Raw genomic sequence first — 23,318 nt, 5'->3', positions numbered from 1 at the left:
CCTTCCCTGTTCGCTGACATGTCCCGCTTCTTGAAGACATGTATACCGACCCGTTCCCCGGACGCGGCCATACACAGGGTCGCACACCTGCAACGGAAGGCCCGTCACGCGTGATGCGGCCCCTACTGCACGCGCGGCCAGATCTGCCGCGCGCGGGCGTCGTCCGGGGGTGCCCCGATGTTCTCGACGAGACGCGTCAATCGCCGTCGCCCGGACACCCGCAGGCCCGGTCCGGCGCCGCGGGCGCCGATCAGCGTCGGCGCGATCCCGGCACGCATCAGCGACTGGGCCAGCACCGCGTGGGTGTCCGGGGCGTGCGGATCCAGCCCCAGGACGTAGCGTTCGCCCTCGACCTCGACGCGACCGGCCGCGAGCACCCACGCCCGCAGGGCTCGCGAGCCCGGCACCCATCCCGCCGGCACCGCCTTCACCGCGCCCCGCGTCCATTCGGCCGCGACCGGGACGAGTTCCGGCAGGGCTGCGGTGCGCACCAGCGGATGTCCCTCGTCCGTGCGGGTGACCTCCGGGGACAGCGCGGCCTGCGTCATGAGCTCCGCGATCGCGTCCGCCCGCCACGGCTCGTCCACGACCACGGAGATCCGCGCGCCGTCACCGGAGACCACCGCGTGTCCGTGCGCGGCCAGCAGACCACCGAGGTCGGCCGGGTCCGGCGGCATCACCTCGGCCCCGAAGAACGACAGTTGACTCACTCCCCCGTCCTTCCTTCGCTGCCTCCCGCAGAAACAGATCGTCCCCCATCACCGAGGGTGACGGGGGACGATCGAGGCTTCGGTCCTTGCGGACCGAGTCACGTCAGGCTCCGGCAGGAGCGTCGACGATCAGAGCGCGCGAACGCCGGTGGCCTGCGGGCCCTTGGTGCCCTGGCCGACCTCGAACTCCACGCGCTGGTTCTCCTCCAGGGTGCGGAAGCCGCTGCCCTGGATCTCCGAGTAGTGGACGAAAACGTCGGCGGAGCCGTCCTCGGGAGCGATGAAGCCGAAGCCCTTCTCCGCGTTGAACCACTTCACAGTGCCCTGTGCCATGCTTTTCCTTCTCTTTCTAACACCGGATGCGGCGGTTCGCGGGCGAGCGAGCCGCCGGGCCGGTTCCGACCGCTGTACTTCTTGATCCCCCCACAGGAAGAGCAAAGCACCGCGCTCGCAACCATCGATCCTGCGAGCCGTGCACTTTCTCAAGTCACCGAACACAGAAGCTGCGACCGATGCCAGTGAACCACGTTCGGGGCGCCGACAACAGTAGGAGGGCGCACAATTCGCCCGAAAATTTGATCTTGTACATACCGACGGTACGATTACTCGTCGGTACGGTTACGTCGATGTTAACCCGACCGCGGGTCGCACACCGACCGAACGCCGGGAACGACGGCCGACTACGCTGGTTTCCCATCCCGACCGCATCCTCCGGAGTACCCAGTGTGACCAGCTCGCCGCACCGCCGTCCCGTCGGCGACGGGCCGACGAGCTTCGGCCACGAACTGCTCGAACGAGTTCTCGAGGGCACCCCGGCCTCGGAGCACCCCCTCACCCACAGCGCGGAGCTGCCCGCCCGCGAGGTCCGGCACACCGACTGGCCGGACTGGGCGTCCGACGCCGTCGTCCGGGCCCTGCGCGCGACGGGTGTGCCCCGGCCGTGGAGCCACCAGAGGGCGGCCGCCGACGTCGCCGCCGGCGGGGAGCACGTCGTCGTCTCCACCGGCACCGCGTCGGGCAAGTCCCTCGCCTACCAGTTGCCCGTGCTCACCGCACTCGTCGAGGACCCGCACGCCACCGCGCTGTACCTCTCCCCCACGAAGGCGCTCTGTGCAGACCAGTTGCGCGCCGTCACCGACGTGACCGCCGCCGAGCCCGAACTCGGTCGGGTGCACGCGTGTGCCTACGACGGTGACACCTCCACCGAACTGCGGCAGTGGGCGCGCAGCCACTCGCGGTGGATCTTCACCAACCCCGACATGCTGCACATGTCGATGCTGCCCGGGCACGCCCGCTGGTCCCGGTTCTTCCGCCGACTGCGCTACGTCGTGGTCGACGAGTGCCACTCCTACCGCGGCGTCTTCGGCTCCAACGTGGCCCTGGTGCTGCGCCGGCTGCGACGGATCGCCGCACGCTACGGTGCCCGACCGGTCTTCGTCCTCGCCTCCGCGACGACCGCCGACCCCGGCGCCGCGGCGTCCCGGCTCGTCGGCGCGCCCTGCCGGGAGGTGACCGAGGACGGCTCCCCGCACGGCCCGCGCACCGTCGCGCTGTGGGAACCGCCACTGCTCGAGCAGGTGACCGGCGAGAACGGCGCCCCGGTGCGCCGCGCCGCCGGAACCGAGGCCGCGCGCATCCTCGCCGACCTCGTCGTCGAAGGTGCCCGCACCCTCGCCTTCGTACGGTCCCGGCGCGGCGCCGAGCTCACCGCGCTCGGCGCACAGCGGCTGCTCGCCGAGGCCGCCCCCGAACTCGTCGATCGTGTCGCCGCGTACCGCGCCGGCTACCTCGCCGAGGAGCGGCGCGAGCTCGAGGCTGCTCTGGCGGACGGCCGTCTGCTCGGTGCCGCCAGCACCAACGCCCTGGAACTCGGTATGGACATCGCCGGCCTCGACGCGGTCGTCGTCGCCGGATTCCCGGGCACCGTCGCGTCGTTCTGGCAGCAGGCCGGCCGGGCCGGCCGCCGCGGCGCGGGATCGCTGGTCGTGCTCGTCGCCCGCGACGATCCACTCGACACCTACCTCGTGCACCATCCGGCGGCGCTGCTCGACAAGCCCGTCGAGGCGACGGTCACCGACCCCACCAACCCGTACGTGCTCGGCCCGCAACTGCTGTGCGCTGCGCTCGAGCTGCCCCTCAGCGACGCCGAGGTCGAGGAGTTCGGCGCGGCCGACGTCCTCGCTGCCCTGGCCGCCCAGGGCGCGATCCGGCGGCGCCCGCACGGCTGGTTCGTCACCCCCGACACCCGTCCGCACTCCGACATCGACATCCGCGGCGGCATCGGCACCCAGATCGCCATCGTCGAATCCGACACCGGACGGATGCTCGGCACCGTCGACGGCGGCCGGGCACCGGCGACCGTGCATCCGGGCGCGGTGTACCTGCACCGCGGCGAGTCGTTCGTCGTCGACGAGTTGCACCTCGACGACGGGATCGCGCTCGTGCACGCCGAGGAGCCCGAATGGTCCACCTCCGCGCGGGAGATCACCGACATCGTCGTGACCGCCGTGACGGAGCAGCGCTCGCTCGGTCCGGTGACTGTGGGCCTCGTCGAGGTGGAAGTGACCCATCAGGTGGTCTCCTACCTGCGGCGACTGCCGTCCGGCGAGGTTCTCGACAGCACCGAACTCGATATGCCGTCCCAGTGCCTGCCGACGCGCGCAGTGATGTACACCGTCACCCCCGAACTGCTCGACCGGTGCGGAATCGGACCGGAACGGGTACCCGGCGCGCTGCACGCCGCCGAGCATGCCGCGATCGGGCTGCTGCCGTTGGTGGCGACGTGCGACCGCTGGGACATCGGCGGGGTGTCCACGGCGGTGCACCCGGACACCGGGCTGCCCACCGTCTTCGTCTACGACGGGCATCCCGGCGGCGCGGGCTTCGCCGACCGCGGTTACGCGCGCATCGCCGAATGGCTCGGGGCGACCCGCGCGGCCGTGACGGCCTGCGAGTGCGCCGCCGGCTGCCCGTCGTGCGTGTACTCCCCCAAATGCGGCAACGGCAACGACCCGCTCGACAAGGCCGGGGCGGTCGCTCTGCTCGGCGCGGTGCTCGACGCCCTCTCCTGACCGGCGCTCACTCGACCGGCCCCGCCCGCGCGATCGCGCGGGCCTGCCGCCCACCCGGCAGCGCCACCGCGGCCTCGACCTCGACGACCGCGTCCCAGCCGTCGACGGTGCACGAACGCACCTGCACCCGCATCCGCGCCGCGATCCGGTTCGCTTCCGAGCAGGCGGTGCCCGATCCGCGGTCGAGTGCACCGGCCACCGCGAGGGCCGCCAGGTCGGCCGCCCCCTGCGCCCGATGCCGCGTCGCGACCCCCGCGCCGATCTGCACGAGCAGTCCGGTGACCGCGATCAGCGCGGCCGCAACGAAACACGCCACCACGCTCGCGCTACCCCGATCGTCCCGGAACGTCACTGCGCCACTTCCGGTTCGAACGCAGCCACGGCCTCCGCGGTGAGCGTCACCGCCGGCAGCAGCGGACCGTCCGCTGTCACCGTCGCCACGACGAGGTCGCCGTCGGGGCGCACGGAGATCCGTGCGCCCTCCGGGGCGATCCGCGCCGCCACCTCCACCGCCCGCGTCCCGTCGCCACGGGCCGCGAGCCGGGCGGCTTCCCGTGCGGCGTCCTGGCATCGGAGCTGACTCGAAATACACAGCACCGCACCGAGACACAGCACGAGGACGCTCACCAGAGCGGTGAGGGCGATCGCCGCCTCGACGGTCACCCCACCGTCGTCCCCGCTCACACCGCCGTGTTCAGTGCGCGCTCGACAATGCCGGTGAGCGCAGTGACGATGTTGTCGCCGGTGACGACCGTGTAGAGCACGGCCCCGAACGCCGCCGCCGCGATCGTACCGATCGCGTACTCCGCGGTGGACATCCCGTCCTCCGCCGCGACGGCACCGCTCAGCCGTTGCACGACCGTACGAATTACGTTGCCTACCATGGTTCCTCCCCTCCTCCGGCGCGGACCGTCCGCGCCGACGTCTCACAACAGCCCCTCACCGAGCACGCGTCCCGCGAGCCCGATCACGACGGGCACGATGCCCAGGCACACGAACGCCGGCAGGAAGCACAGTCCGAGTGGGCCGCTGACCAGAACCCCGGCACGCTCGACGGCTGCAGCCGCCCGGTCCTCCGCTCGTTCGCGCTGCCGCTCCGCCACCTCGGCGACGAGGCCCGACAGCGGGGCACCGGATCGTGCCGATCGCCGCGCGGCGCGGGCGAAGGCCTCCAGCGCCTCCGTCTCGTCGTCGGATCCGTCGGCCGTCGCCTCCCCGAGACCGCTCCACGCCTCCGACGGCGCGGCCCCGAGCTCGAGACGGTCGGCGCCCCGCCGCAGGGCCAGGGCGAGCGCGGGCGGTGCCGAGTCGGCCACCGCCCGTGCCGCGGTCGCCGTCGGAAGGCCGGCGCGCAGGCAGGCGGCCATCAGGTCGAATGCGGCCGGCACGGCGTGCGGGTCGTCCGGGGCGCCGCCGGTTCCGGTGGCTTCCCCGGAGGCCGCGGCCCCGGCAGTCCGGCACCGTCGCGTCCGCAGGTCCGGCAGGATCACGAGCGCCGCGGCCAGGCAGACCAGCGCTACGGTCACGATGCCACCCCCCTCGCGATCCGGTCGGTCCACAGCAGTCCGGCGCACCCCAGTGCGGTGCCCACCACCAGCAACACCCCGCCGAGACCGTCGCCGAGCAGCACCGACACCGGCGACGCCCCCATCATCTGCCCGAGCGCCACACCGAGCGCCGGCAGAGCCGCGAGCACCGCCGCCGTCGCGCGGGCCCCCGCCAGTCCCGCTTCGGTACGGGAGCGCAGGCGCATACGACCGGACAGATCCGCCCGTGCGGCCGCGAGGAGTTGCGCCAGCGCCAACCCGTACCGGTCGGACACCTCCCAGGCCCCGGCGACCCGATCGAGCGACGCGGCGATCCCCGACGGGTCCGTCGCGCGGGCTACCGCGCGCAGGCCGTCGGCTGCGCTTCCGCCGAGCCGGGCCCGCGCCGCCGCGACACGGAAGGCATCGGCGGTGGGCCCGGTCGTCTCCCGTGCCGCCGTCGCACACGCCTCGGCCGGATGGGTGCCCACCTCCAGCTCGGCGACGACGGTTTCGAGACCGGCGAGCAGGGCCCGCTGTTCGGCGTCACGGGCGCGGTCCCGTCGGCGTCGCCGCACCCGGCGCACGGTGGTGCCGGCGACGACCGCCGCCGCGACGGCGGGTGCGACGCCGAGCAGCAACACCGGGAGGACGCACAGCACTGCCGTCACCTCCTGCGGCGGTCGCCACGGCCGTCCGGCGACGACTGTCGTGCGCAGCGACCGCAGTCGCGGCGCGGCGACCGTCGCCGGCGCGACCAGCAGGGCCGCGGCCAGGCACAGGGCGGTCGCGGTCACGGCGCCTCCCGTCGCCGGAAGAGCTGTTCGAGCCGGTCCATGCCGGCCTGCGTGCCGCGCTCGTGGGTCCACGCGGGTGCGACGACGACACCCGAGACCTCGTCGCGCTGCACGACACCGATCTCCGTCAGCCGACGGGTTCCGTCGGGGGTGCGGTGCACGTGCAGGACTACCTGCACCGCTGCGACGAGCTGACTGTGCAGGGCGGCGCGGTCCAGACCGCCGAGCGCGGCGAGGGCTTCGAGCCGCGCCGGCACCTCGTCCGGAGAATTGGCGTGCACGGTGCCTGCACCCCCGTCGTGACCGGTGTTCAGCGCGGTGAGCAGATCGACGACCTCGGCGCCGCGCACCTCGCCGACGACGATGCGGTCGGGCCGCATTCGCAGCGCCTGCCGGACGAGATCGCGCACCGCGACCTCCCCGACGCCCTCGACGTTGGCGGCTCGCGCGACGAGCCGCACGACGTGGGGATGGGCGGGCGCCAGTTCCGCCGCGTCCTCGACGCACACGATCCGCTCACCCGGATCCACGGTGCCGAGCAGCGCCGCGAGCAGGGTGGTCTTGCCCGCACCCGTGCCCCCGACGACGAGGAAGGCGAGCCGGGCGGCGACGATCCGGCGCAACAACACGTAGGCGTGCGGGTCGACGGCGCCGCGATCGCGCAGCGCGTCGAGTCCCTGGGTGGCGGGCCGCAGCACCCGCAGCGACAGACACGTGCCACCCTGTGCGACGGGCGCGAGGACGGCATGCAGGCGGACACCGAAATCGCCGTGCCCGGGCAGCCGGCCGTCGACCCACGGTTGGGCGTCGTCGAGCCGCCGCCCGGCGAACAGCGCGAGGCGCTGGGCCAGTCGCCGCACCGACGCCTCGTCGGGAAAGGCGACGGAGGTGAGCCGCAGCCCGCCGCCGCGGTCGACCCAGACGCGGTCGGGGGCGGTGACGAGTACGTCGGTGACGCCGGGTTCGGCAAGCAGCGCTTCGAGCGGGCCGGCGCCGGACAGCTCGGTCTGCAGATGCCGCAGTGCCGTGAGCAGATCGAAATCGCCGAGAACCCCGCCGGATTCGGCACGCAGCGCAGCGGCGACACGGTCCGGCGTGGGCTCGCCGGCCTCCGTCGCGAGACGTTCACGGACCCGGTCGAGCAGCTCGGCAGTGAGGACGGCGCTCATGCTGCCCACCGCGATCCCGGCTCGGGACCGGCCAGCACGTCGAGGACCGACTCGGCGGCGTGGACCAGGGGCGAACGACGTCCGAGCCGCAGTCCACCGCGTTCGAGTGCCGCGGCGAGGCCGGGCTGCGCGCGCATCGTGGCGATCAGCGGCAGCCCCACCACCTCGGCGACGTCCCGGCCACGCAGTCCGCCGGGGGCCGGGCCGCGCACGACGATGCCCTGGTTCGTGTTCTGGTCGGCGACCCAGCCGGCGACCCGCCCCGCGGCGAGGGCGGCACGCACACGGGCGGGGACCACCAGCACGGCCAGGTCGGCGGCCGCCACCATCGCCTCGGCGGCCGGCCCGCGGCTGCGCGGCACGTCGCACACCACCAGGTCGCCCGAGCGGCGGACGGTGTCGAGCACCGCGGTGACGGCGGCGGGGGCCGGCTCGGACGTGGACTCGCGATCTGCGGAGAGCACGCCGAGTCCCGGAAGCCATTCGGGCACCGCATCCCGCAGCGACCGGGCGGAGAGCCGGCCGCGATCGACGGCCAGGCCGGACCAGCGGACACCCGGCCGCTCCTCGATTCCCGTGAGGACGTCCAACCCTCCGCCCAGGGGATCACCGTCGACGAGAAGTGCTCCCGCACTGTGCCGGAAGGCGGCGACGGTCCATGCCAGGGCGGCCGCGAACGTGGAAGCGCCGGCGCCGCCGCAGCCGCCGAGTACGGCGACGACGTGCCCACCCCCGGTGTCGGGTTCGGCGGCGGTGCCGAGCACCGTGAGCAGTTCGACTTCGTCGTCGGGCAGGCCGACGACGTGTTCGGCCCCGACGGCGGTGGCGGCCTGCCAGTCGGGGAGGTCGGCCCCGCCGGCAGTGACCAGGACGATGCCGCCTCGACGGGGAAGCTGCTGCGCGCAGAGCAGGGCTGCGGTTCGGTCGACCACGACGAGTCCCGCGTCGAGCCAGGTTCTGCGCGGCGGTGGCATCGCCGCCGCGCCGACGGTGCGGTCGGTGGCGGCCGCCACGCGGTGCAGGCTCGCCGTCAGGGCGGGATCGTCGACGAGGGCCAGGACGTCGTTCATGGCGCCCAGCTTGCGCGCCGAACGAGGGTGCCGGAAGCCGAGGCGGGGCGAATCGGCGAATCTGTGGATGAATGCGCCGCCTGTGGATGAACACGCCGGGCTTCGAAAGGTCCCGGAACAGAGGACGACCCTCGCCAGGGGGGGAGGAGGCGAGGGTCGTCATGTTCAGCCCCGGGGGGTCGGGCTGAACACCCCCTGGACTATGTCCAGGTGAGGTCGATACTACGCCGGGACCCGATATTTGCAAGTTCAACCGTCGCGTGTTCCACGCAGGTGGAGGCGCCCGACGACGGGCCGGATCACGGGACGTACCGGGAAGATGCAGCCACACCTATTGTGGTGCCGTGACCGACGCGACCGTGGACCCGACCCCGTCCGGCCGAATCGCCGCCTTCTTCGATCTCGACAAGACCGTCATCGCGAAGTCCAGCGCGCTCGCCTTCAGCAAGCCGTTCTTCGCCCAGGGGCTCCTCAACCGGCGGGCGGTGCTCAAGAGCAGCTACGCCCAGTTCCTGTTCATGCTGTCCGGCGCCGACCACGATCAGGTGGAGCGCATGCGTGCCCACATCGCGGCGATGTGTACCGGCTGGGATGTCGAGCAGATCAAGGCGATCGTCGCCGAGACACTGCACGACATCGTGGACCCGCTGGTCTTCGCCGAGGCGGCCGATCTCATCGCGGACCACCGGCTCCGGGGACACGACGTGATCATCGTGTCCGCGTCCGGGGAGGAGGTGGTCACCCCCATCGCGACGGCGCTCGGGGCGACGCACAGCACCGCGAGCCGGATGCGGATCGAGGACGGCCGCTACGCCGGGGAGCTGGAGTTCTACTGCTACGGGGAGGCCAAGGCGGAGGCAATCCAGGCGCTGGCGCTGCAGTACGGGTACGATCTCGCACGCTGCTACGCGTACTCGGACTCGTCGACGGACATCCCGATGTTGCGGGCCGTGGGTCATCCGCGGGCGGTGAACCCGGATCGGGTACTGCGCCGCGAAGCAGTCGAAAATGATTGGCCCATACTCACTTTCATCCGTCCCGTCCCGCTCCTGCACCGATTCACCACGACGTCGCCGGCCGTGGTCGCCGCGACGGCCGCGATCACCGCGGGCGCGGCGGCCGCGGGCGCCGCGGCGTACCTGGCGTTGCGCCGGAGGCACCGGCGCGGGTTCACGCCCCGGGGGTGACGGTCCCGAAAATGGGACTTGCCCCCCTGTGAGACCGGGAGTAGAAAGGAGTTACGGAAGGACGGAAGGCCAAGAGCGAATCGGAAGAGAAGGTTCGATCTCCCGACCGGACTTCCCAGCACGGACACCGAGCACCCACGCGGAGCCGATGCCACTATAAGGGCAAAAGCGTTGTGGGCTTGCGAGATTCGGGTCTTCGACGGCGAGCACCCCGCACCCGTTGCGAGGACGAACCAGCGATATCCGAACCCTCGCCGAGGCCAGTGACACACAACCCATGCAGCACGCTTGGTAACTCGGCAGTCCGTGCTGGCGGGCGACGCCACCGAAGTCATTCGGCGACGTCGCCCGCTTACATGTGACGACATGGCCCGAAAACGATGTCGGGCAGCCTGATTCACTGCTCTAACCAGCCGCACCGCTCGGACTAGCCGCCGGCGAAGGCGTCCGCGATCGATGTCGCCTCCCGCGCGCCCGCTTCCAGCCCGCCGCAGCAGAAGACGACCCAGCCGCCGACGCCGACCGCGGTGCCCGACTCGAAACCCGCGAGCCCGTCGCGGTAGGCCTGGGCGCGACGCATCCAGCTCACCTCGGGCACGCCCAGATTGTGCACGTCCAGCCCACTCGCGACCGACACGAGGCGCGACGCCGACCGGGCGATCACGCCGTCGGCCACTCCGAAGGGACGCAGCACCGCCAGCTCGCCGTGCACCACCGCGGCCAGCACCGGGGCGGGTGCCCGGGTACCACCGGTCACCAACTGCGCGAGGGCGTCGAGCCGCTCCCCCACGCCCGGCTCCGGGCGGGGCCGGCCCAGCACCTCCGGATCGTCGACGAGGTCGGCCGCCGCGAGCAGATGCAGACGTGCGAGGGTCTGCAAGGGCGCGCGCTGCCAGGTGGACACCATGACGGCCAGGCCGTCGCCGTCGAGCGCCTGCGCCACTCGCAGTGCGCCCGTCAGAATCGGCTCACCCGCCTCCCCCGGCGTGGGCAGCTCCATGGATCCACCGTCGAGCGCGGCCGAGGCCCGGGCGGCCCGGACCGACGCCTCGGCGGCGGTGTTCGGCCAGCCGCGCCGGTTGGTCTTGTGCCGGTGCACCTCGGCGAGGGCGTCGCGCGCGCGGTCCGCGGCATCGCGCACTCCGGGCAGGTCGAGCAGGGGCTGCAAGGGGTCGGTCACGGCATCCGACGGTACCGGCCGGTGCCGACTGCCCGGGCGCCGGTTCCGCTGGACGCGGAGGCCGACCGCCCGTCGCGCGGGACCGACCGATCGTCGAAAGTGAGCAGGTTGCAGCCGTATGCAACGGTGCGATGTCGGTCACAGGTGACTACCCTCACAGGTGCCCGAACTGTTTGGACCGACCGGAAAGAGGCCCCGCAACCATGACGAGCGCAGCGCAGGACCACGAACAGCAGGTGTACCCACCGAGCCCCGAGTTCGTCGCCACCGCCAACGCCGGTCCCGAGTTGCAGGCCGCCGCGGACGCCGACCGGCTCGGGTTCTGGGCGACGCAGGCGCAGCGGCTGGACTGGGCCACGCCGTGGACCGAGGTGCTGGACTGGTCCGACGCGCCGGTGGCCAAGTGGTTCGTCGGCGGGCAACTCAACGTCGCCTACAACTGCGTCGACCGGCACGTGCTCGCCGGCAACGGCGACCGGGTCGCCATCCACTTCGAGGGCGAGCCCGGCGATTCGCGGGCGCTGACCTACAACGACCTGCTCGCCGAGGTGTCCAAGGCGGCGAACACCTTCACCGACCTGGGCCTGGTCGCCGGCGACCGGGTGGCGATCTACATGCCGATGATCCCCGAGGCGATCGTGACGATGCTCGCCTGCGCGCGCCTGGGCCTGACCCACTCGGTGGTCTTCGGCGGGTTCTCCTCGCACGCGCTGCGCTCGCGCATCGACGACGCCCGCGCCAAGCTGGTGGTCACCGTCGACGGACAGTGGCGCCGTGGCCAGGCCGCTCCGCTCAAGCCGGCCGCCGACGAGGCCCTCGCCGAGGCCGCGTCGGTGCAGCACGTGCTGGTGGTCAAGCGCACCGGCATCGACGTCGACTGGACCGACGGACGCGACCTGTGGTGGCACGAGACGGTGGACAAGGCCTCCGCCGAGCACGAGGCCCAGCCGTTCGACGCCGAACATCCCCTGTTCATCCTCTACACCTCGGGCACCACCGGTAAGCCCAAGGGCATCGTCCACACCTCTGGTGGCTACCTGACGCAGGCCTCGTACACCCACCACTACGTGTTCGACCACAAGCCGGGCCGCGACGTGTACTGGTGCACCGCCGACATCGGCTGGGTCACCGGGCACAGCTACATCGTGTACGGCCCGCTGTCCAACGGCGCGACCCAGGTGGTCTACGAGGGCACCCCGAACTCGCCGAACGAGCACCGGCACTTCGAGATCATCGAAAAGTACGGGGTGAGCATCTACTACACCGCCCCCACCCTGATCCGCACCTTCATGAAGTGGGGCCGGCAGATCCCCGACGCGCACGACCTGTCCTCGATCCGGTTGCTGGGTTCGGTGGGTGAGCCGATCAACCCGGAGGCGTGGCGCTGGTTCCGGGAGGTCATCGGCTCGGGCAAGGCCCCCATCGTGGACACCTGGTGGCAGACCGAGACCGGCGCGATCATGATCTCCCCGCTGCCGGGCATCACCGCCACCAAGCCGGGCTCGGCGATGGCGCCGCTGCCGGGCATCTCCGCCAAGATCGTCGACGACAACGCGGCCCCGCTCGGGGCCGGCGGCAACGGCTACCTGGTGCTCGATCAGCCGTGGCCGTCGATGTTGCGCGGCATCTGGGGCGACATGGACCGGTACAAGGACACCTACTGGTCCCGGTACGCCGAGGAGGGCTGGTACTTCGCCGGTGACGGCGCCCGCTACGACGAGGACGGCGCCCTGTGGGTCCTCGGCCGCGTCGACGACGTCATGAACGTCTCCGGGCACCGCATCTCGACCTCCGAGGTCGAGTCCGCACTCGTCGGGCACCCGGCCGTCGCCGAGGCCGCCGTCGTCGGTGCCGCCGACGAGACCACCGGCCAGGGCATCGTCGCGTTCGTCATCCTGCGCGAGGGCGTGGAGAACACCGGCGATGCGCTGATCGCGGAACTGCGCAACCAGGTCTCCACCGAGATCTCCCCGATCGCCAAGCCCCGGCAGATCTCCGTCGTGCCGGAACTGCCCAAGACCCGTTCCGGCAAGATCATGCGCCGCCTGCTGCGCGACGTCGCCGAGGGCCGCGAACTCGGCGACACCTCCACCCTCGTGGACCCGAAGGTCTTCGAAGCCATCCGTTCCCAGAGCAAGTAGGCAGCGAAGCTGCCGGTGTGCCCTTTGGGCGGCCCCAACAGCCCAAAGGGCACACCGGCCGCGGAGCGGCCTACACCTCGTCCAGCCGGCGATCCTTGGTCTCGTGCATCACGAGCAGCGCGACGAAGGTGAGTGCGGCCGCGGCCAGGAGATACACACCCACCCAGCCGACCCCGTAGGTCGTGGCGAGCCACGTCGCGATGAACGGGGCGACGGCGGCGCCGAGGATGCTCGACACGTTGTAGGCGATGCCCGACCCGGTGTAGCGCACGTTGGTGGGGAACAGCTCGGGCAGCACGGCGCTCATGGGACCGAAGGTGAAGCCCATCAGGATCATGCCGAGGACGAGGAACAGCAGCATGCGCGGTTCGCCCATGCCCTCCGGGTCGAGCAGGATCCCGAAGGTCAGGCCGAACGCCATGATGATCCCGGTGACGACGAGCAGGGTGATGCGGCGACCGTAACGGTCGGCGAGCCGGCCGGACACCGGAATGGCGGCCGCGAAGAACAGCACCGCGACCAGCTGCAGCACCAGGAAGTCCGAGTACTGGAACCCGGCGCCGGTGCCGCCTTGCGCGGGGGTCTTCCCGGTGCCGTGGCTGAGCACCCAGGTCGTCATGATGTAGAAGAGGGTGTACGTCGCGAGCATCACGAATGTGCCGATGATCAGCTGACGCCAGCTGGTCCGGAAGACCTCGGCCAGCGGGGTCTTGACCTTCTTGCCCTCGGCGACGGCGCGGGCGAACACCGGCGTCTCCTCCAGCTTGAGCCGCACGTAGAGGCCGATGATCACCATCACCGCGCTGAGCAGGAACGGGATCCGCCAGCCCCACGTCAGGAACGCGCTGTCCAGGTCGGGCTCGGCGTTGTTGTGGTTCAGGAACAGGGTGATGATCAGGAACAGGCCGTTGGCCAGGAAGAATCCGATCGGCGCGCCCAGCTGTGGCCACATGGCGGCCCACGCCCGCTTGCCCTTCTCGGCGGTTTCGGTGGCCAGCAGTGCCGCGCCGCTCCATTCGCCCCCGAGGCCGAGGCCCTGACAGAAGCGCATGAGTGCGAGCAGCGCCGGGGCCAGCAGACCCACCTGGTGGTACGTGGGCAGGATTCCGATGAGGAAGGTCGCGACGCCCATGGTCAGCAGCGAACCGACGAGGGTGGCTTTGCGGCCGATGCGATCGCCGAAGTGACCGAACAGGATCGAGCCGACCGGACGGGCGACGAACGCGAGACCGAACGTCGCGAGCGAGGCGAGCAGAGCGGTGGTGCCGTTGCCCTTCGGGAAGAACAGGTGCGGGAACACCGAGACGGCGGCGGTCGCATAGATGTAGAAGTCGTAGAACTCGATCGAGGTGCCGACGGTGCTCGCGACGATGATGCGGCTGCGCGGTACTCCCGCGACCAGCGATCCGTCTCGGTCGGCGGTGTTGTCGAGGGAAGTGCTCACGAAACCAGCTCCAGAGATTCACATGATGGGAAACGATCCCAGCTTCTAGGAAAGTGAACACCTCCTTTCCGGAACGAATCAAATCGGACATCCGCCGACCGGACGGACGGGGATACGATTCGTCGCTGGGTGCGCTGGGAATCCTGGTCGGCGGCAGCCCCATCGCCCCGCGGATTCGTCGATCGAAAGGCCTTCGTGAATCAGCCACTGCGCTCGGAACTCACTCGGTATCTACGCACCGAGACCGTCGGTGGCGCGATCCTCCTCGTCGCCGCCGCCGTCGCCGTCCTGTGGGTCAACTCCCCGCTCGGACCCGCCTACGAGAGGCTGCGCGACTTCACCGTCGGGCCGGAGGCGCTGCACCTGCATCTCACCGTAGGCACCTGGGCACAGGACGGCCTGCTCGCCGTGTTCTTCTTCGTCGCCGGACTCGAACTCAAACGCGAACTCGTGATCGGTGAACTCGCGGACCGCAAGAAGGCCCTGCTGCCGGTCATCGCGGCCTGCGGCGGCGTGCTGCTGCCGGCACTCATCGCCGCCACCGTCGGGTGGGGCACGCCGGGCATGGACCGCGGCTGGGCGATCCCCGTCGCCACCGACATCGCCTTCGCCCTCGGAGTTCTCGCCCTCACCGGTTCCCGCATCCCCACCGGCGCGCGTGTCTTCCTGCTCAGCCTCGCCGTCGTCGACGATCTCATCGGCATCGCACTGATTGCCGTCCTGTTCACCACGTCCATCGCGGCGCTGTGGCTGCTCGGGACCGTCGCGTGCGCCGCCGCCTACTGGTACGCCCAGCACCGGCGGATCACAACCCCGTGGCTGTACGTCCCGCTCGCGCTGCTCACCTGGTACGGCATGCACGAGGCCGGCATCCACGCCACCATCGCGGGCGTCGTGCTGGGTCTGCTCACCCGCGTCCGCGCCGACCCGGGTGAGCGGCGGGCACCGGCCGAGCGGCTCGCCCACGACCTCCAACCCTGGTCCGCCGGCCTGTGTGTGCCTCTGTTCGCGCTGTTCGCCTCCGGCGTTCCCATCGACGGCGAGGTCCTCGCCGATGTGTTCACCAGTCCGGTGGGCCTGTCCGTTCTGCTGGGCCTGCTGATCGGCAAGACGGTCGGCATCTTCGGCGCATCCTGGCTCGCGATCCGGACAGGCGTGGCCACCAGGCCCGCCGGCCTGGCATGGCCGGACCTGCTGGCCCTCGCCGTACTCGGCGGCATCGGATTCACCGTGAGCCTGCTCATCGCCGACCTCTCGCTCGCCGGAATCGACGGCGGGGCGCCCGCGGAGATCGCGAAGGCGTCGGTCCTCGTCACGTCACTGATCGCCTCGCTGCTGGGATCGACGCTACTGTTACGGCGTGGGCGAGCCCACCGTAGGCAATACGAATCAACTGGAGGGGTCGACAAGTGAGCGTGACGAACGGGAACCGGAAGCAGGGTGACGGGGTACCGACGAGCATCTCGTCCATTCCGCTGACCGAGGTGCGCGCCCGCACTCCTCAGGAAGCGAGCATCGGGGATCTGGTCCGCGACGCCACAGCACAGGTCTCGACGCTGTTCCGCGCCGAGGTCGAACTCGCCAAGGCCGAGGTCACCGGCGAGGTGAAGAAGGGCCTGCAGGGCAGTCTGTTCTTCATCCTGGCCTTCGCGGTCCTGGTGTTCAGTTCGTTCTTCTTCTTCTTCTTCCTCGCCGAACTGATCGACATCTGGACGCCCCGCTGGCTGGCGTTCCTGATCGTCTTCCTCATCATGGTCGTGGTCACGGCGATCTTCGCCCTGATCGGGTACCTGCGGGTGCGCAAACTGCGCGCCCCGGAGAAGACCATCGACTCGCTCAGGCAGGCTCGTACCGTCCTGCCGCAGCAGCACGACGCGGAGCCGGCAGCGGGCCCCCGGCACGCGCGCTGATCCTCCACGTGCAGGGCACCGTGTCCCTCCCCGACCCGTCCACGGTCCGGTTCCCCGGGCCGTGGACGCACCGCGACATCCACGCGAACGGCATCCGTCTGCACGCCGTCGAAGCCGGCCCGTCCGGCCCCGACGCACCGCTGGCGCTGTTCCTGCACGGGTTCGCCGACCTGTGGTGGTCGTGGCGGCACCAGCTCACCGCCTTCGCGGACGCCGGCTACCGCGCCGTCGCCGTCGATCTGCGCGGCTACGGCGACTCCGACAAGCCCCCGCGCGGCTACGACGGCTGGACCCTCTCGGGCGACGTCGCAGGACTCATCCGCGCCCTGGGCTGCTCGGAGGCGACGCTGGTCGGGCACGCCGACGGCGGGCTGGTGTGCTGGGCGACGGCCGTGCTGCACCCGCGGCTCGTCCGGGCGATCGCGCTCGTGGACTCGCCGCATCCGATCTCACTGCGGGACGCGACGCTGCACGACCGGGCGCAGCGGGCAGCGCTGCTGCCCACGTTCCTCGCCTACCAGGTGCCGTGGCGGCCCGAACGCAAGCTCGTGCGCGACGACGGCTGGGAGATCGAACGACTGCTGCGGGCCCGCGCGGGCGCACGGTGGCAGCAGTCGGACGAATTCCGGGAGGTCGCCGAACGGATGCGCTCGGCCATCCGCATTCCCGGCACCGCACACTGCACGCTCGAGTACCAGCGCTGGGCCTTCCGCAGCCAGTGGCGGCCGGACGGGCGACGGTTCATGGCGGCGATGGACAAGACGCTGACGCTGCCGGTCCTGCAACTGCACGGCGCGCGGGACCCGTACGTCGTGCCGGCGACCGTGCGCCGGTGCGTCCGTCACGCTCCCGGCCGGAAGTTGCTCATGATCGACGACGCCGGGCACTACGCCCATCAGGAGCGTGCCGACGACGTGACCGCCGCGCTGCTCGACTTCGCCGCCGGGCTCTAGGAGCCCCGGGATTCAGGCGATGCAGGTCCCCGTCGCCACCGCTGCGAACGAATCGTCGGCCAGTGCCAGCTGACTGCTGACCTCCGCCGCGGTCAGCACGAATCCGGTATCGCTGTTGTCCACGGCCGCCCCGAACACGACACCCAGGACCCGGCCCTGCTCGTCGACGAGCGGACCGCCGGAGTTGCCCTGCCGGATGGACCCGCGGACGGTGTACACCTCTCGCTCGACGGTGCCCGAGCGGTAGATGTCCGGTCCCTGCAGGTCGAGCGTCTCCCGGATGCGCGCGGCACTCGCCGTGTAGGGGCCGCCGCCGGGATAGCCCAGGACGAGGGCGTCCTGCCCCGAGTCGGCCGGGGCCGGGGCGAATTCGAGCGGTGCCACGTCGAGTCCCGGCACCGAGAGGATCGCGACGTCGACCGCGGGATCGAACAGCACGACCTCGGCGTCGAGCGCCCCGCCCAGCGTCTGCACCGACACTGCCGACGTGCCGGCGACGACGTGGGCGTTGGTCATGACGCGTTCGGGCGCGACGACGAACCCTGAGCCCTCGAGCGCGCGCTGGCAGGTCGGCGCGATGCCGTTGATGCGCAGCACACTCGGGTGCAGGTCGAGCGCGACGGGACTGGCGAGCACACTCGGGTCCGGTGGCTCCACCTCGGCGACCGGGGTGCGTCCGAACGGGCCGATGACGTCCGGCAGGCCCGAGGTGTCGAGCAGCGCAGAGAACTCCTTCGGGACCCCGCGCAACCAGTCCGGGGCCAGCACGTCGACCGTGCTCAGCACCCGGGACCCGCGCACGGCCGCGGAGATCTCCGGCTGGGACGAGGCGGTGAGCGGAATGGCGAGCAGCCATGCCGCCACCAGCACCGCCACGGCCTGCAGGCCGGCCCCGACCACGCTGTCGACGCCCCGCGCGACGGGGCTGTGCATGTTGCTCCGGGCCGCCCGGCCGAGCACCATGCCCGCGACCTCGCCGATGATGACGAGGACGACGATGAGCGCGATCCCGGCGAGGATCCGCATCCGTCCCTCCTCGACGTGCACGAGCACGTGCGGGGCGATCAGGATGCCGGCGACCGCGCCGAGCACCACGCCGAGGAACGCCAGCGCGGACGCCACCGCGCCCTGCCGCAGGCCGGACGACGCGGCCACGAGCACGACCAGCAGGATGAGCAGATCGATCCATCCGGACGGCGTCACGGTTCGACCACCCCTGTCTCGAGCTCGGCGAGCGTGACGTCGAAGTCACGGATGTCGCTGTGGTCCCACTCGATCTCCCAGCCCGACACCGCGAACAGGCCTGCGAGGATCCCCGCGGTGAATCCCCACACGAGCATGTCCTCCACCAGGAACGCCGGTCCCTGGTAGCCGCGCTCGTGCCGGATCTGGAAGCGATTGTCCGGGTCGAGCAGGTCGTGCAGGGACACCCGGACCACCCGGACCGCCTCGCGGGGGTCGACCACCCCGATGGGAGTGGGCTTCTCCCAGAAGGCCACCACCGGAGTGACGTCGAACCCGGACGGCGGAATGAAGATCTCCGGCAGCACCGTCAGCGGGCGGACACCCACGGGGTCGAGGCCCGTCTCCTCCTGCGCCTCGCGCAGCGCGGTCGCGACCGGGCCGTCGTCCTCCGGGTCGGCGGCACCACCCGGGAACGCGACCTGTCCACTGTGCTGACGCATCGTCGGCGCCCGCTGGGTGAGCAGGACGTCCGCGTCGGCGGGCAGTCCGCCCCGGGCCAGGGGATCGGGTTCGGGCGAGCCGCCGAACAGTACGAGCACGGCCGCGGGACGAACGGGAACCCCGCTCGGAGCCCGGCGGTCGAGCACGGGGTTGACCCGGTGCGGATCGCTCGGCAGGACGGTGGACACGTGGCGCAGCCAGTACGGCGTCATACCTTCACTCCCAGGTGGTACTCCACGGCGGCGGCGACCTCGTCGGCGCTGCGGAACGGCTGGGGCAGCACCTTGGCGACCGAACCGTCGGGCCGCAGCAGCACCGTCACCGGCAGCACCGGCGGCGACTGCACCGCGGCCTGCGCCCGCGCGGACCCGTCCTGCACCCCCGGCAGCTGCACGGCGTACTCCGCGAGCCGGGACAGGGCGTTGGCCTCGTTGGGATCGGTGTGGACGGTGACGACCGTGACCGCATCCCCGGCACGCTGCGCGTACTCCTGCAGGTAGGGCAGTTCTTCGGCGCACGGCCCGCACCACCACGCCCACAGGTTCACCAGGGCGGGCCGTCCCGCGAGCGCGGCCGCCAGGTCGACGCTGCTGCCGTCGCCGAGACACTCGAACCGCAGCCCCGCAAGCGGCCCCGCTCCGTTCCCGGCCGGGGCCGGGCAGGCCTCGAGCGCCGCCGCGGCACGCAGCGGCGCGAGGGCCTCGGGGGTGTCCTGGGCCCGGCGGTCCACCGGCGCCGCGGCCGGCCGGGCACCGTCGACGGGCGGTGCCGGATCGTCGGTGTCGCGGGGCCAGATCGCGACGATCAGCGCCACCACGACGACGAGTGCCACCAGGCTCCAGCGGCCTGCGCGGGTCAGTTGCACCGGGTCACCGTCCGGCCAGTTCGAGCAGGTGCTCGGTCTCCGGTCCCTTCACCAGCGCGGCGGCGGTCACGGGGTCGGTCGGTCCGATGCCGTAGGACGGGCAGTCCTTGGCCAGTACGCAGATGCCGCAGGCGGGTTTGCGGGCGTGGCACACGCGCCGGCCGTGGAAGATCACCCGATGCGAGAGCAGGGTCCATTCCTTGCGTTCGACGAGCGCACCGACGGCGTGTTCGATCTTGACCGGGTCGGTTTCCCCGGTCCACTTCCAGCGGTGCACGAGGCGCTGGAAGTGGGTGTCGACGGTGATGCCGGGAACGCCGAACGCGTTGCCGAGGACGACGTTGGCGGTCTTGCGCCCGAATCCGGGAAGTGTGACGAGATCCTCGAGCCGGCGTGGCACCTCGCCGTCGAACCGCTCGAGCAGGGCCTGGCCGAGCCCGATCAGGGAGTTGGCCTTGTTGCGGTAGAAGCCGGTGGACCGGATGTACTCCTCGAGCTCGGCGCGGTCGGCCTCGGCGTAGGCGCGGGCATCCGGGTAGCGGGCGAACAGTGCCGGGGTCACCTGGTTGACCCGCACATCCGTGCACTGGGCGGACAGGATCGTGGCGACCGCCAGCTCGAGTGGCGTGGTGAAGTCGAGTTCGCAGTACACGTGGGGAAACGCCTCGGCGAGCCGCCGGTTCATGCGACGCGCCCGGCGCACGAGGGCGAGCCGACTCTCGGGTGGGCGCTCGCCTCCGGACGCGCGTCGTCGGCGCACGTCGGGACTCTCGGACGGGGTCGCATGCACCTGCTCCACTGTACGTACCCGGCCCGTCGCGGATTCGGCGCTGTGTCGCATCTGAGACCTTTCTTGTGTTTACTTCCCGGTATGCAAGCTCTTGCTGTCGTGCTCTTCCCCGTGCTGCTCATGCTGTTCGCATTGGCGATGGAGCGGGTCGAGTCCCGGCTGAGCCGTCTGTCCGTTCGCCAGCAGGAGGTCGAGGAGTTCCTCGACAAGGCGAGCCACGACGACGTCGCCACCCTGGCCAGGGAGGGATTCCCCCACGCTCTCGCCCGGTTCCACCGCCGCCGGCGGCGGGTCCTCGTCATGGAGTTCGACGACGCGGAGTCCGACATAGGGGAGCGCCGCGCGAGCTGATTTCGGGACGCATCGGTAGGATGCGTGGGCGCTGCTGCGGGAACGGCACGACGGTTGTCGTGGTGTCAATCACTCGTGCCGAGGGCGCGCACAGTAGACTTCGATTCCGTACGCGTTGCAGGTGGCCTGTCCGGGCGCCCGTGGACGTCGTGCGGACCCGGCAGCATGACGACGAGAATTACCCTCAAAGGAGCGCACGTGGACGACGTCCTGGCCAGAGCAGGCATCTTCCAAGGAGTCGAACCCTCGGCGGTTGCGGCGCTGGTCAAAGAGCTTCAGCCGGTCGATTTCCCCCGCGGACATGTCATCTTCAACGAGGGTGAGCCGGGCGACCGCCTGTACATCATCGTCTCCGGCAAGGTGAAGCTCGGCCGCCGTTCCCCGGATGGGCGCGAGAACCTGCTGACCATCATGGGTCCGTCCGACATGTTCGGCGAGCTGTCGATCTTCGACCCGGGCCCGCGCACCTCCACCGCGACGACCGTGACCGAGGTCCGCGCCGTGAGCATGGACCGCGACGCCCTCAAGGCCTGGATCGATCAGCGCCCGGAGATCGCCGAGCAGCTGCTGCGCGTGCTCGCGCGCCGCCTGCGCCGCACCAACAACAACCTGGCCGACCTGATCTTCACCGACGTGCCCGGTCGCGTCGCGAAGGCTCTGCTGCAGCTCGCGCAGCGGTTCGGCACCCAGGAGGCGGGCGCGCTGCGCGTCACCCACGACCTGACCCAGGAGGAGATCGCACAGCTCGTCGGCGCCTCCCGCGAAACCGTGAACAAGGCGCTCGCCGACTTCGCCCACCGCGGCTGGCTGCGGCTCGAGGGCAAGAGCGTGCTCATCTCCGACTCGGAGCGCCTCGCCCGCCGCGCGCGGTAGGCCTACCCCTTCCGAACGACCCGAGGCCGGTGCATCGTCGATGCACCGGCCTCGGGTCGTCCCAGGTCAGGCGAAACTGCGCAGGTACTCGAGCTGGACGTTGACCGACTTCTCCGCGACCGGCCACAGCGACGGGTCCACATCGGCGTACACGTGCTCGACGACGGATCGCGGCGTGGCGTCGTCCCCGAGCACTCGCAACGCGGCCCGCACCTGGTCGAGCCGCTCCTCCCGATGGGCGAGATAGCCGCGGGCGACGGTCTCCAGGTCGGGCAGGTCCGGTCCGTGACCGGGCAGAACGGTGTAGCCGCCGCCCAGGTCGATCAGCCGGCGGAGCGACCCGAGGTAGTCCCCGAGGTCGCCGTCGGAGTCGTCGAGAACGGTGGTGCCCCGGCCGAGGATGGTGTCGGCGGTGAGCACGCTGCGGTCGTCCTCGACGACGAAGGACAACGAGTCCGCGGTGTGACCCGGCGTTGCGAGCACCCGGATCCGCAGCCCGGCCGCCTCGATCGTCTCGCCGTCGGCCAGGCCCGCTCCCCCGCCGTGCCGGTGCCGGGCATCCACGGCCCGTACCGGGGTGCCGGTGAGTTCGGCGAACCGGCCGGCGCCGTCGGTGTGGTCGCCGTGCCGATGGCTGACCAGCGTCAAGGCCACGGGAACGCGCGCGACGCGGGCGAGGTGCGCCTCGTCGAGCGGGCCCGGATCGACCACGACGCATTCGTCGCTGCCGGGGGCCCGCAGGATCCAGGTGTTGGTGCCGTCGAGCGTCATCATCGACGGGTTCTCGGCCAGCACCACCGCGGCGTTGGCGGTGACCTGCCGCAACTGTGCGTACGCGGGGTGAACCAGCGTCACGATCCGGCCTCCTCCATGTGGGGTGCGTCCCACTCTAGATCCGGTCCACCCCGCATCCGTCAGCGCACCTCGGCGACGATCTCGACCTCGACGGGTGCGCCGAGCGGCAGCTCGGCCACGCCGACGGCGGACCGGGCGTGCACGCCCGCCTCCCCGAACACCTCGCCGAGGAGTTCGGATGCGCCGTTGATCACACCCGGCTGACCGGTGAAACCCTCCGCCGATGCGACGAAGCCCACGACCTTGACGATGCGGACGAGGTTGTCGATGCCGACGAGGTCGTCCACCGCGGCCAGCGCATTGAGCGCGGCGATGCGCGCCGCGGCCTTCGCGTCCTCGGCCGCGACCTCGGCGCCCACCTTTCCGGCGAGGCCCAGCGCGCCGTCGACGAACGGCAGCTGGCCGGAGGTGTAGACGTGGTCACCGGTGCGGACGGCGGGAACGTACGCGGCGACGGGCGCCGCCACCGGCGGCAGGCTCAGGCCCAGTTCGGCGAGCCGTGCCGTCCAGCTCTGCCCGGCGGAATCCCCTGTTGCCACGCCCGTCAGCCCTTCGGGCGCTTGAGGTACGCGACGTGCTGCTCACCGGTGGGTCCCGGAAGCACCGAGACGAGTTCCCAGCCGTCGGCCCCCCACGTGTCCAGGATCTGCTTCGTGGCATGGGTCAGCAGGGGCACCGTCGCGTACTCCCACGTTGTCAATTCGCTCATGTCTCGACCCTATATGCGCACCGGACTTATA

General features: G+C 71.3%; 26 protein-coding genes. 8 read left to right on the top strand and 18 right to left on the bottom strand.

What is annotated here, in order from left to right:
* Positions 1 to 122: 122 nt before the first annotated feature.
* Both QNA09_RS26955 and QNA09_RS26950 read right to left on the bottom strand, forming a co-directional pair.
* The gene (locus QNA09_RS26955) at positions 123 to 710 is read right to left on the bottom strand and encodes a hypothetical protein (RefSeq protein ID WP_040273695.1); all 588 of its coding nucleotides are present in this window, start codon (positions 708 to 710) and stop codon (positions 123 to 125) included.
* Positions 711 to 839: 129 nt separating this feature from the next.
* Positions 840 to 1,043, bottom strand: coding sequence for a cold-shock protein (locus QNA09_RS26950; protein ID WP_003935252.1), 204 nt, complete (start codon positions 1,041 to 1,043; stop codon positions 840 to 842).
* 392 nt (positions 1,044 to 1,435) lie between these two features.
* Here QNA09_RS26950 and QNA09_RS26945 point away from each other — a divergent pair, with 392 nt between their 5' ends.
* The gene (locus QNA09_RS26945) at positions 1,436 to 3,781 is read left to right on the top strand and encodes a DEAD/DEAH box helicase (protein WP_119699356.1); all 2,346 of its coding nucleotides are present in this window, start codon (positions 1,436 to 1,438) and stop codon (positions 3,779 to 3,781) included.
* A gap of 7 nt (positions 3,782 to 3,788) precedes the next feature.
* Here the strand turns inward: QNA09_RS26945 and QNA09_RS26940 are convergent, their stop codons facing one another.
* Genes QNA09_RS26940 through ssd form a run of 7 tightly spaced genes read right to left on the bottom strand, consistent with a single transcriptional unit; the run spans position 3,789 to position 8,343 of the window.
* The gene (locus QNA09_RS26940) at positions 3,789 to 4,133 is read right to left on the bottom strand and encodes an Rv3654c family TadE-like protein (protein ID WP_010595030.1); all 345 of its coding nucleotides are present in this window, start codon (positions 4,131 to 4,133) and stop codon (positions 3,789 to 3,791) included.
* A complete protein-coding gene (locus QNA09_RS26935; RefSeq protein ID WP_017681224.1) occupies positions 4,130 to 4,444 on the bottom strand; it encodes a TadE family type IV pilus minor pilin in 315 nt (104 codons plus the stop codon). Before QNA09_RS26935 ends, QNA09_RS26940 begins: the two co-directional genes overlap by 4 nt.
* A gap of 17 nt (positions 4,445 to 4,461) precedes the next feature.
* Complete coding sequence (locus QNA09_RS26930) at positions 4,462 to 4,665, bottom strand: DUF4244 domain-containing protein (protein ID WP_026137874.1); 204 nt, start codon at positions 4,663 to 4,665, stop codon at positions 4,462 to 4,464.
* A 42-nt stretch (positions 4,666 to 4,707) separates the two neighbouring features.
* Positions 4,708 to 5,340, bottom strand: coding sequence for a type II secretion system F family protein (locus QNA09_RS26925; RefSeq protein ID WP_119699355.1), 633 nt, complete (start codon positions 5,338 to 5,340; stop codon positions 4,708 to 4,710).
* A complete protein-coding gene (locus QNA09_RS26920) occupies positions 5,304 to 6,104 on the bottom strand; it encodes a type II secretion system F family protein (RefSeq protein WP_010595026.1) in 801 nt (266 codons plus the stop codon). The genes QNA09_RS26925 and QNA09_RS26920 overlap by 37 nt, the downstream gene beginning before the upstream one ends.
* Positions 6,101 to 7,273, bottom strand: a complete 1,173-nt coding sequence (locus QNA09_RS26915) for a TadA family conjugal transfer-associated ATPase (protein ID WP_010595025.1) — start codon at positions 7,271 to 7,273, stop codon at positions 6,101 to 6,103. The genes QNA09_RS26920 and QNA09_RS26915 overlap by 4 nt, the downstream gene beginning before the upstream one ends.
* A complete protein-coding gene (gene ssd / locus QNA09_RS26910; protein WP_017681222.1) occupies positions 7,270 to 8,343 on the bottom strand; it encodes a septum site-determining protein Ssd in 1,074 nt (357 codons plus the stop codon). Before ssd ends, QNA09_RS26915 begins: the two co-directional genes overlap by 4 nt.
* Positions 8,344 to 8,687: 344 nt before the next feature.
* Between ssd and QNA09_RS26905 the strand changes: the two genes are divergently transcribed.
* Entirely contained in the window at positions 8,688 to 9,530 is an 843-nt protein-coding gene (locus tag QNA09_RS26905) for an HAD-IB family hydrolase (RefSeq protein ID WP_010595022.1), read from the top strand.
* Between the two features lie 427 nt (positions 9,531 to 9,957).
* Here the strand turns inward: QNA09_RS26905 and QNA09_RS26900 are convergent, their stop codons facing one another.
* Complete coding sequence (locus tag QNA09_RS26900; protein WP_010595021.1) at positions 9,958 to 10,710, bottom strand: hypothetical protein; 753 nt, start codon at positions 10,708 to 10,710, stop codon at positions 9,958 to 9,960.
* Between the two features lie 203 nt (positions 10,711 to 10,913).
* Here QNA09_RS26900 and acs point away from each other — a divergent pair, with 203 nt between their 5' ends.
* Complete coding sequence (gene acs, locus QNA09_RS26895) at positions 10,914 to 12,851, top strand: acetate--CoA ligase (protein ID WP_010595020.1); 1,938 nt, start codon at positions 10,914 to 10,916, stop codon at positions 12,849 to 12,851.
* Between the two features lie 70 nt (positions 12,852 to 12,921).
* Here the strand turns inward: acs and QNA09_RS26890 are convergent, their stop codons facing one another.
* On the bottom strand, positions 12,922 to 14,295 hold the full coding sequence (locus QNA09_RS26890; RefSeq protein WP_048774219.1) for an MFS transporter: 1,374 nt from the start codon (positions 14,293 to 14,295) through the stop codon (positions 12,922 to 12,924).
* A 195-nt stretch (positions 14,296 to 14,490) separates the two neighbouring features.
* Here QNA09_RS26890 and nhaA point away from each other — a divergent pair, with 195 nt between their 5' ends.
* Genes nhaA through QNA09_RS26875 form a run of 3 tightly spaced genes read left to right on the top strand, consistent with a single transcriptional unit; the run spans position 14,491 to position 17,158 of the window.
* A complete protein-coding gene (nhaA, locus tag QNA09_RS26885; protein WP_010595018.1) occupies positions 14,491 to 15,708 on the top strand; it encodes a Na+/H+ antiporter NhaA in 1,218 nt (405 codons plus the stop codon).
* Positions 15,705 to 16,205, top strand: coding sequence for a phage holin family protein (locus tag QNA09_RS26880; protein WP_003935267.1), 501 nt, complete (start codon positions 15,705 to 15,707; stop codon positions 16,203 to 16,205). The genes nhaA and QNA09_RS26880 overlap by 4 nt, the downstream gene beginning before the upstream one ends.
* A gap of 20 nt (positions 16,206 to 16,225) precedes the next feature.
* On the top strand, positions 16,226 to 17,158 hold the full coding sequence (locus tag QNA09_RS26875; RefSeq protein WP_026137873.1) for an alpha/beta fold hydrolase: 933 nt from the start codon (positions 16,226 to 16,228) through the stop codon (positions 17,156 to 17,158).
* Between the two features lie 12 nt (positions 17,159 to 17,170).
* Here the strand turns inward: QNA09_RS26875 and QNA09_RS26870 are convergent, their stop codons facing one another.
* The 4 genes from QNA09_RS26870 to nth are packed head-to-tail and all read right to left on the bottom strand — an operon-like array spanning position 17,171 to position 20,508.
* Complete coding sequence (locus tag QNA09_RS26870) at positions 17,171 to 18,361, bottom strand: MarP family serine protease (RefSeq protein WP_010595016.1); 1,191 nt, start codon at positions 18,359 to 18,361, stop codon at positions 17,171 to 17,173.
* The gene (locus QNA09_RS26865) at positions 18,358 to 19,056 is read right to left on the bottom strand and encodes a CoA pyrophosphatase (protein WP_119699354.1); all 699 of its coding nucleotides are present in this window, start codon (positions 19,054 to 19,056) and stop codon (positions 18,358 to 18,360) included. Before QNA09_RS26865 ends, QNA09_RS26870 begins: the two co-directional genes overlap by 4 nt.
* A complete protein-coding gene (locus tag QNA09_RS26860) occupies positions 19,053 to 19,676 on the bottom strand; it encodes a TlpA disulfide reductase family protein (protein ID WP_010595014.1) in 624 nt (207 codons plus the stop codon). Before QNA09_RS26860 ends, QNA09_RS26865 begins: the two co-directional genes overlap by 4 nt.
* A gap of 37 nt (positions 19,677 to 19,713) precedes the next feature.
* A complete protein-coding gene (nth, locus tag QNA09_RS26855) occupies positions 19,714 to 20,508 on the bottom strand; it encodes an endonuclease III (RefSeq protein ID WP_026137872.1) in 795 nt (264 codons plus the stop codon).
* A 72-nt stretch (positions 20,509 to 20,580) separates the two neighbouring features.
* Between nth and QNA09_RS26850 the strand changes: the two genes are divergently transcribed.
* Positions 20,581 to 20,850: a hypothetical protein gene (locus QNA09_RS26850; RefSeq protein ID WP_026137871.1), complete on the top strand. Its 270-nt coding sequence runs from the start codon at positions 20,581 to 20,583 to the stop codon at positions 20,848 to 20,850.
* 198 nt (positions 20,851 to 21,048) lie between these two features.
* On the top strand, positions 21,049 to 21,723 hold the full coding sequence (locus QNA09_RS26845; protein ID WP_003935274.1) for a Crp/Fnr family transcriptional regulator: 675 nt from the start codon (positions 21,049 to 21,051) through the stop codon (positions 21,721 to 21,723).
* A gap of 66 nt (positions 21,724 to 21,789) precedes the next feature.
* On the opposite strand, the gene QNA09_RS26840 is transcribed toward QNA09_RS26845, so the two are convergent.
* Genes QNA09_RS26840 through QNA09_RS26830 form a run of 3 tightly spaced genes read right to left on the bottom strand, consistent with a single transcriptional unit; the run spans position 21,790 to position 23,287 of the window.
* Positions 21,790 to 22,578, bottom strand: a complete 789-nt coding sequence (locus QNA09_RS26840) for an MBL fold metallo-hydrolase (RefSeq protein WP_010595011.1) — start codon at positions 22,576 to 22,578, stop codon at positions 21,790 to 21,792.
* Between the two features lie 59 nt (positions 22,579 to 22,637).
* A complete protein-coding gene (locus QNA09_RS26835; RefSeq protein ID WP_017681218.1) occupies positions 22,638 to 23,117 on the bottom strand; it encodes a RidA family protein in 480 nt (159 codons plus the stop codon).
* Positions 23,118 to 23,122: 5 nt separating this feature from the next.
* On the bottom strand, positions 23,123 to 23,287 hold the full coding sequence (locus tag QNA09_RS26830) for a DUF4177 domain-containing protein (protein ID WP_006945567.1): 165 nt from the start codon (positions 23,285 to 23,287) through the stop codon (positions 23,123 to 23,125).
* Positions 23,288 to 23,318 lie beyond the last annotated feature (31 nt).

It is taken from the genome of Rhodococcus sp. AH-ZY2 (assembly GCF_030916465.1).
Classification (GTDB): Bacteria; Actinomycetota; Actinomycetes; order Mycobacteriales; family Mycobacteriaceae; genus Rhodococcus; species Rhodococcus ruber.
This window is presented reverse-complemented; position numbering and strand designations above follow the sequence as displayed.

Bases quoted from the DNA above. Each gene is read 5' to 3' on its own strand.
- QNA09_RS26950 (WP_003935252.1), bottom strand. From the start codon at position 1,043: ATGGCACAGGGCACTGTGAAGTGGTTCAACGCGGAGAAGGGCTTCGGC.
- QNA09_RS26930 (WP_026137874.1), bottom strand. From the start codon at position 4,665: ATGGTAGGCAACGTAATTCGTACGGTCGTGCAACGGCTGAGCGGTGCC.
- QNA09_RS26915 (WP_010595025.1), bottom strand. From the start codon at position 7,273: ATGAGCGCCGTCCTCACTGCCGAGCTGCTCGACCGGGTCCGTGAACGT.
- ssd (WP_017681222.1), bottom strand. From the start codon at position 8,343: ATGAACGACGTCCTGGCCCTCGTCGACGATCCCGCCCTGACGGCGAGC.
- acs (WP_010595020.1), top strand. From the start codon at position 10,914: ATGACGAGCGCAGCGCAGGACCACGAACAGCAGGTGTACCCACCGAGC.
- QNA09_RS26865 (WP_119699354.1), bottom strand. From the start codon at position 19,056: ATGACGCCGTACTGGCTGCGCCACGTGTCCACCGTCCTGCCGAGCGAT.
- QNA09_RS26850 (WP_026137871.1), top strand. From the start codon at position 20,581: ATGCAAGCTCTTGCTGTCGTGCTCTTCCCCGTGCTGCTCATGCTGTTC.
- QNA09_RS26830 (WP_006945567.1), bottom strand. From the start codon at position 23,287: ATGAGCGAATTGACAACGTGGGAGTACGCGACGGTGCCCCTGCTGACC.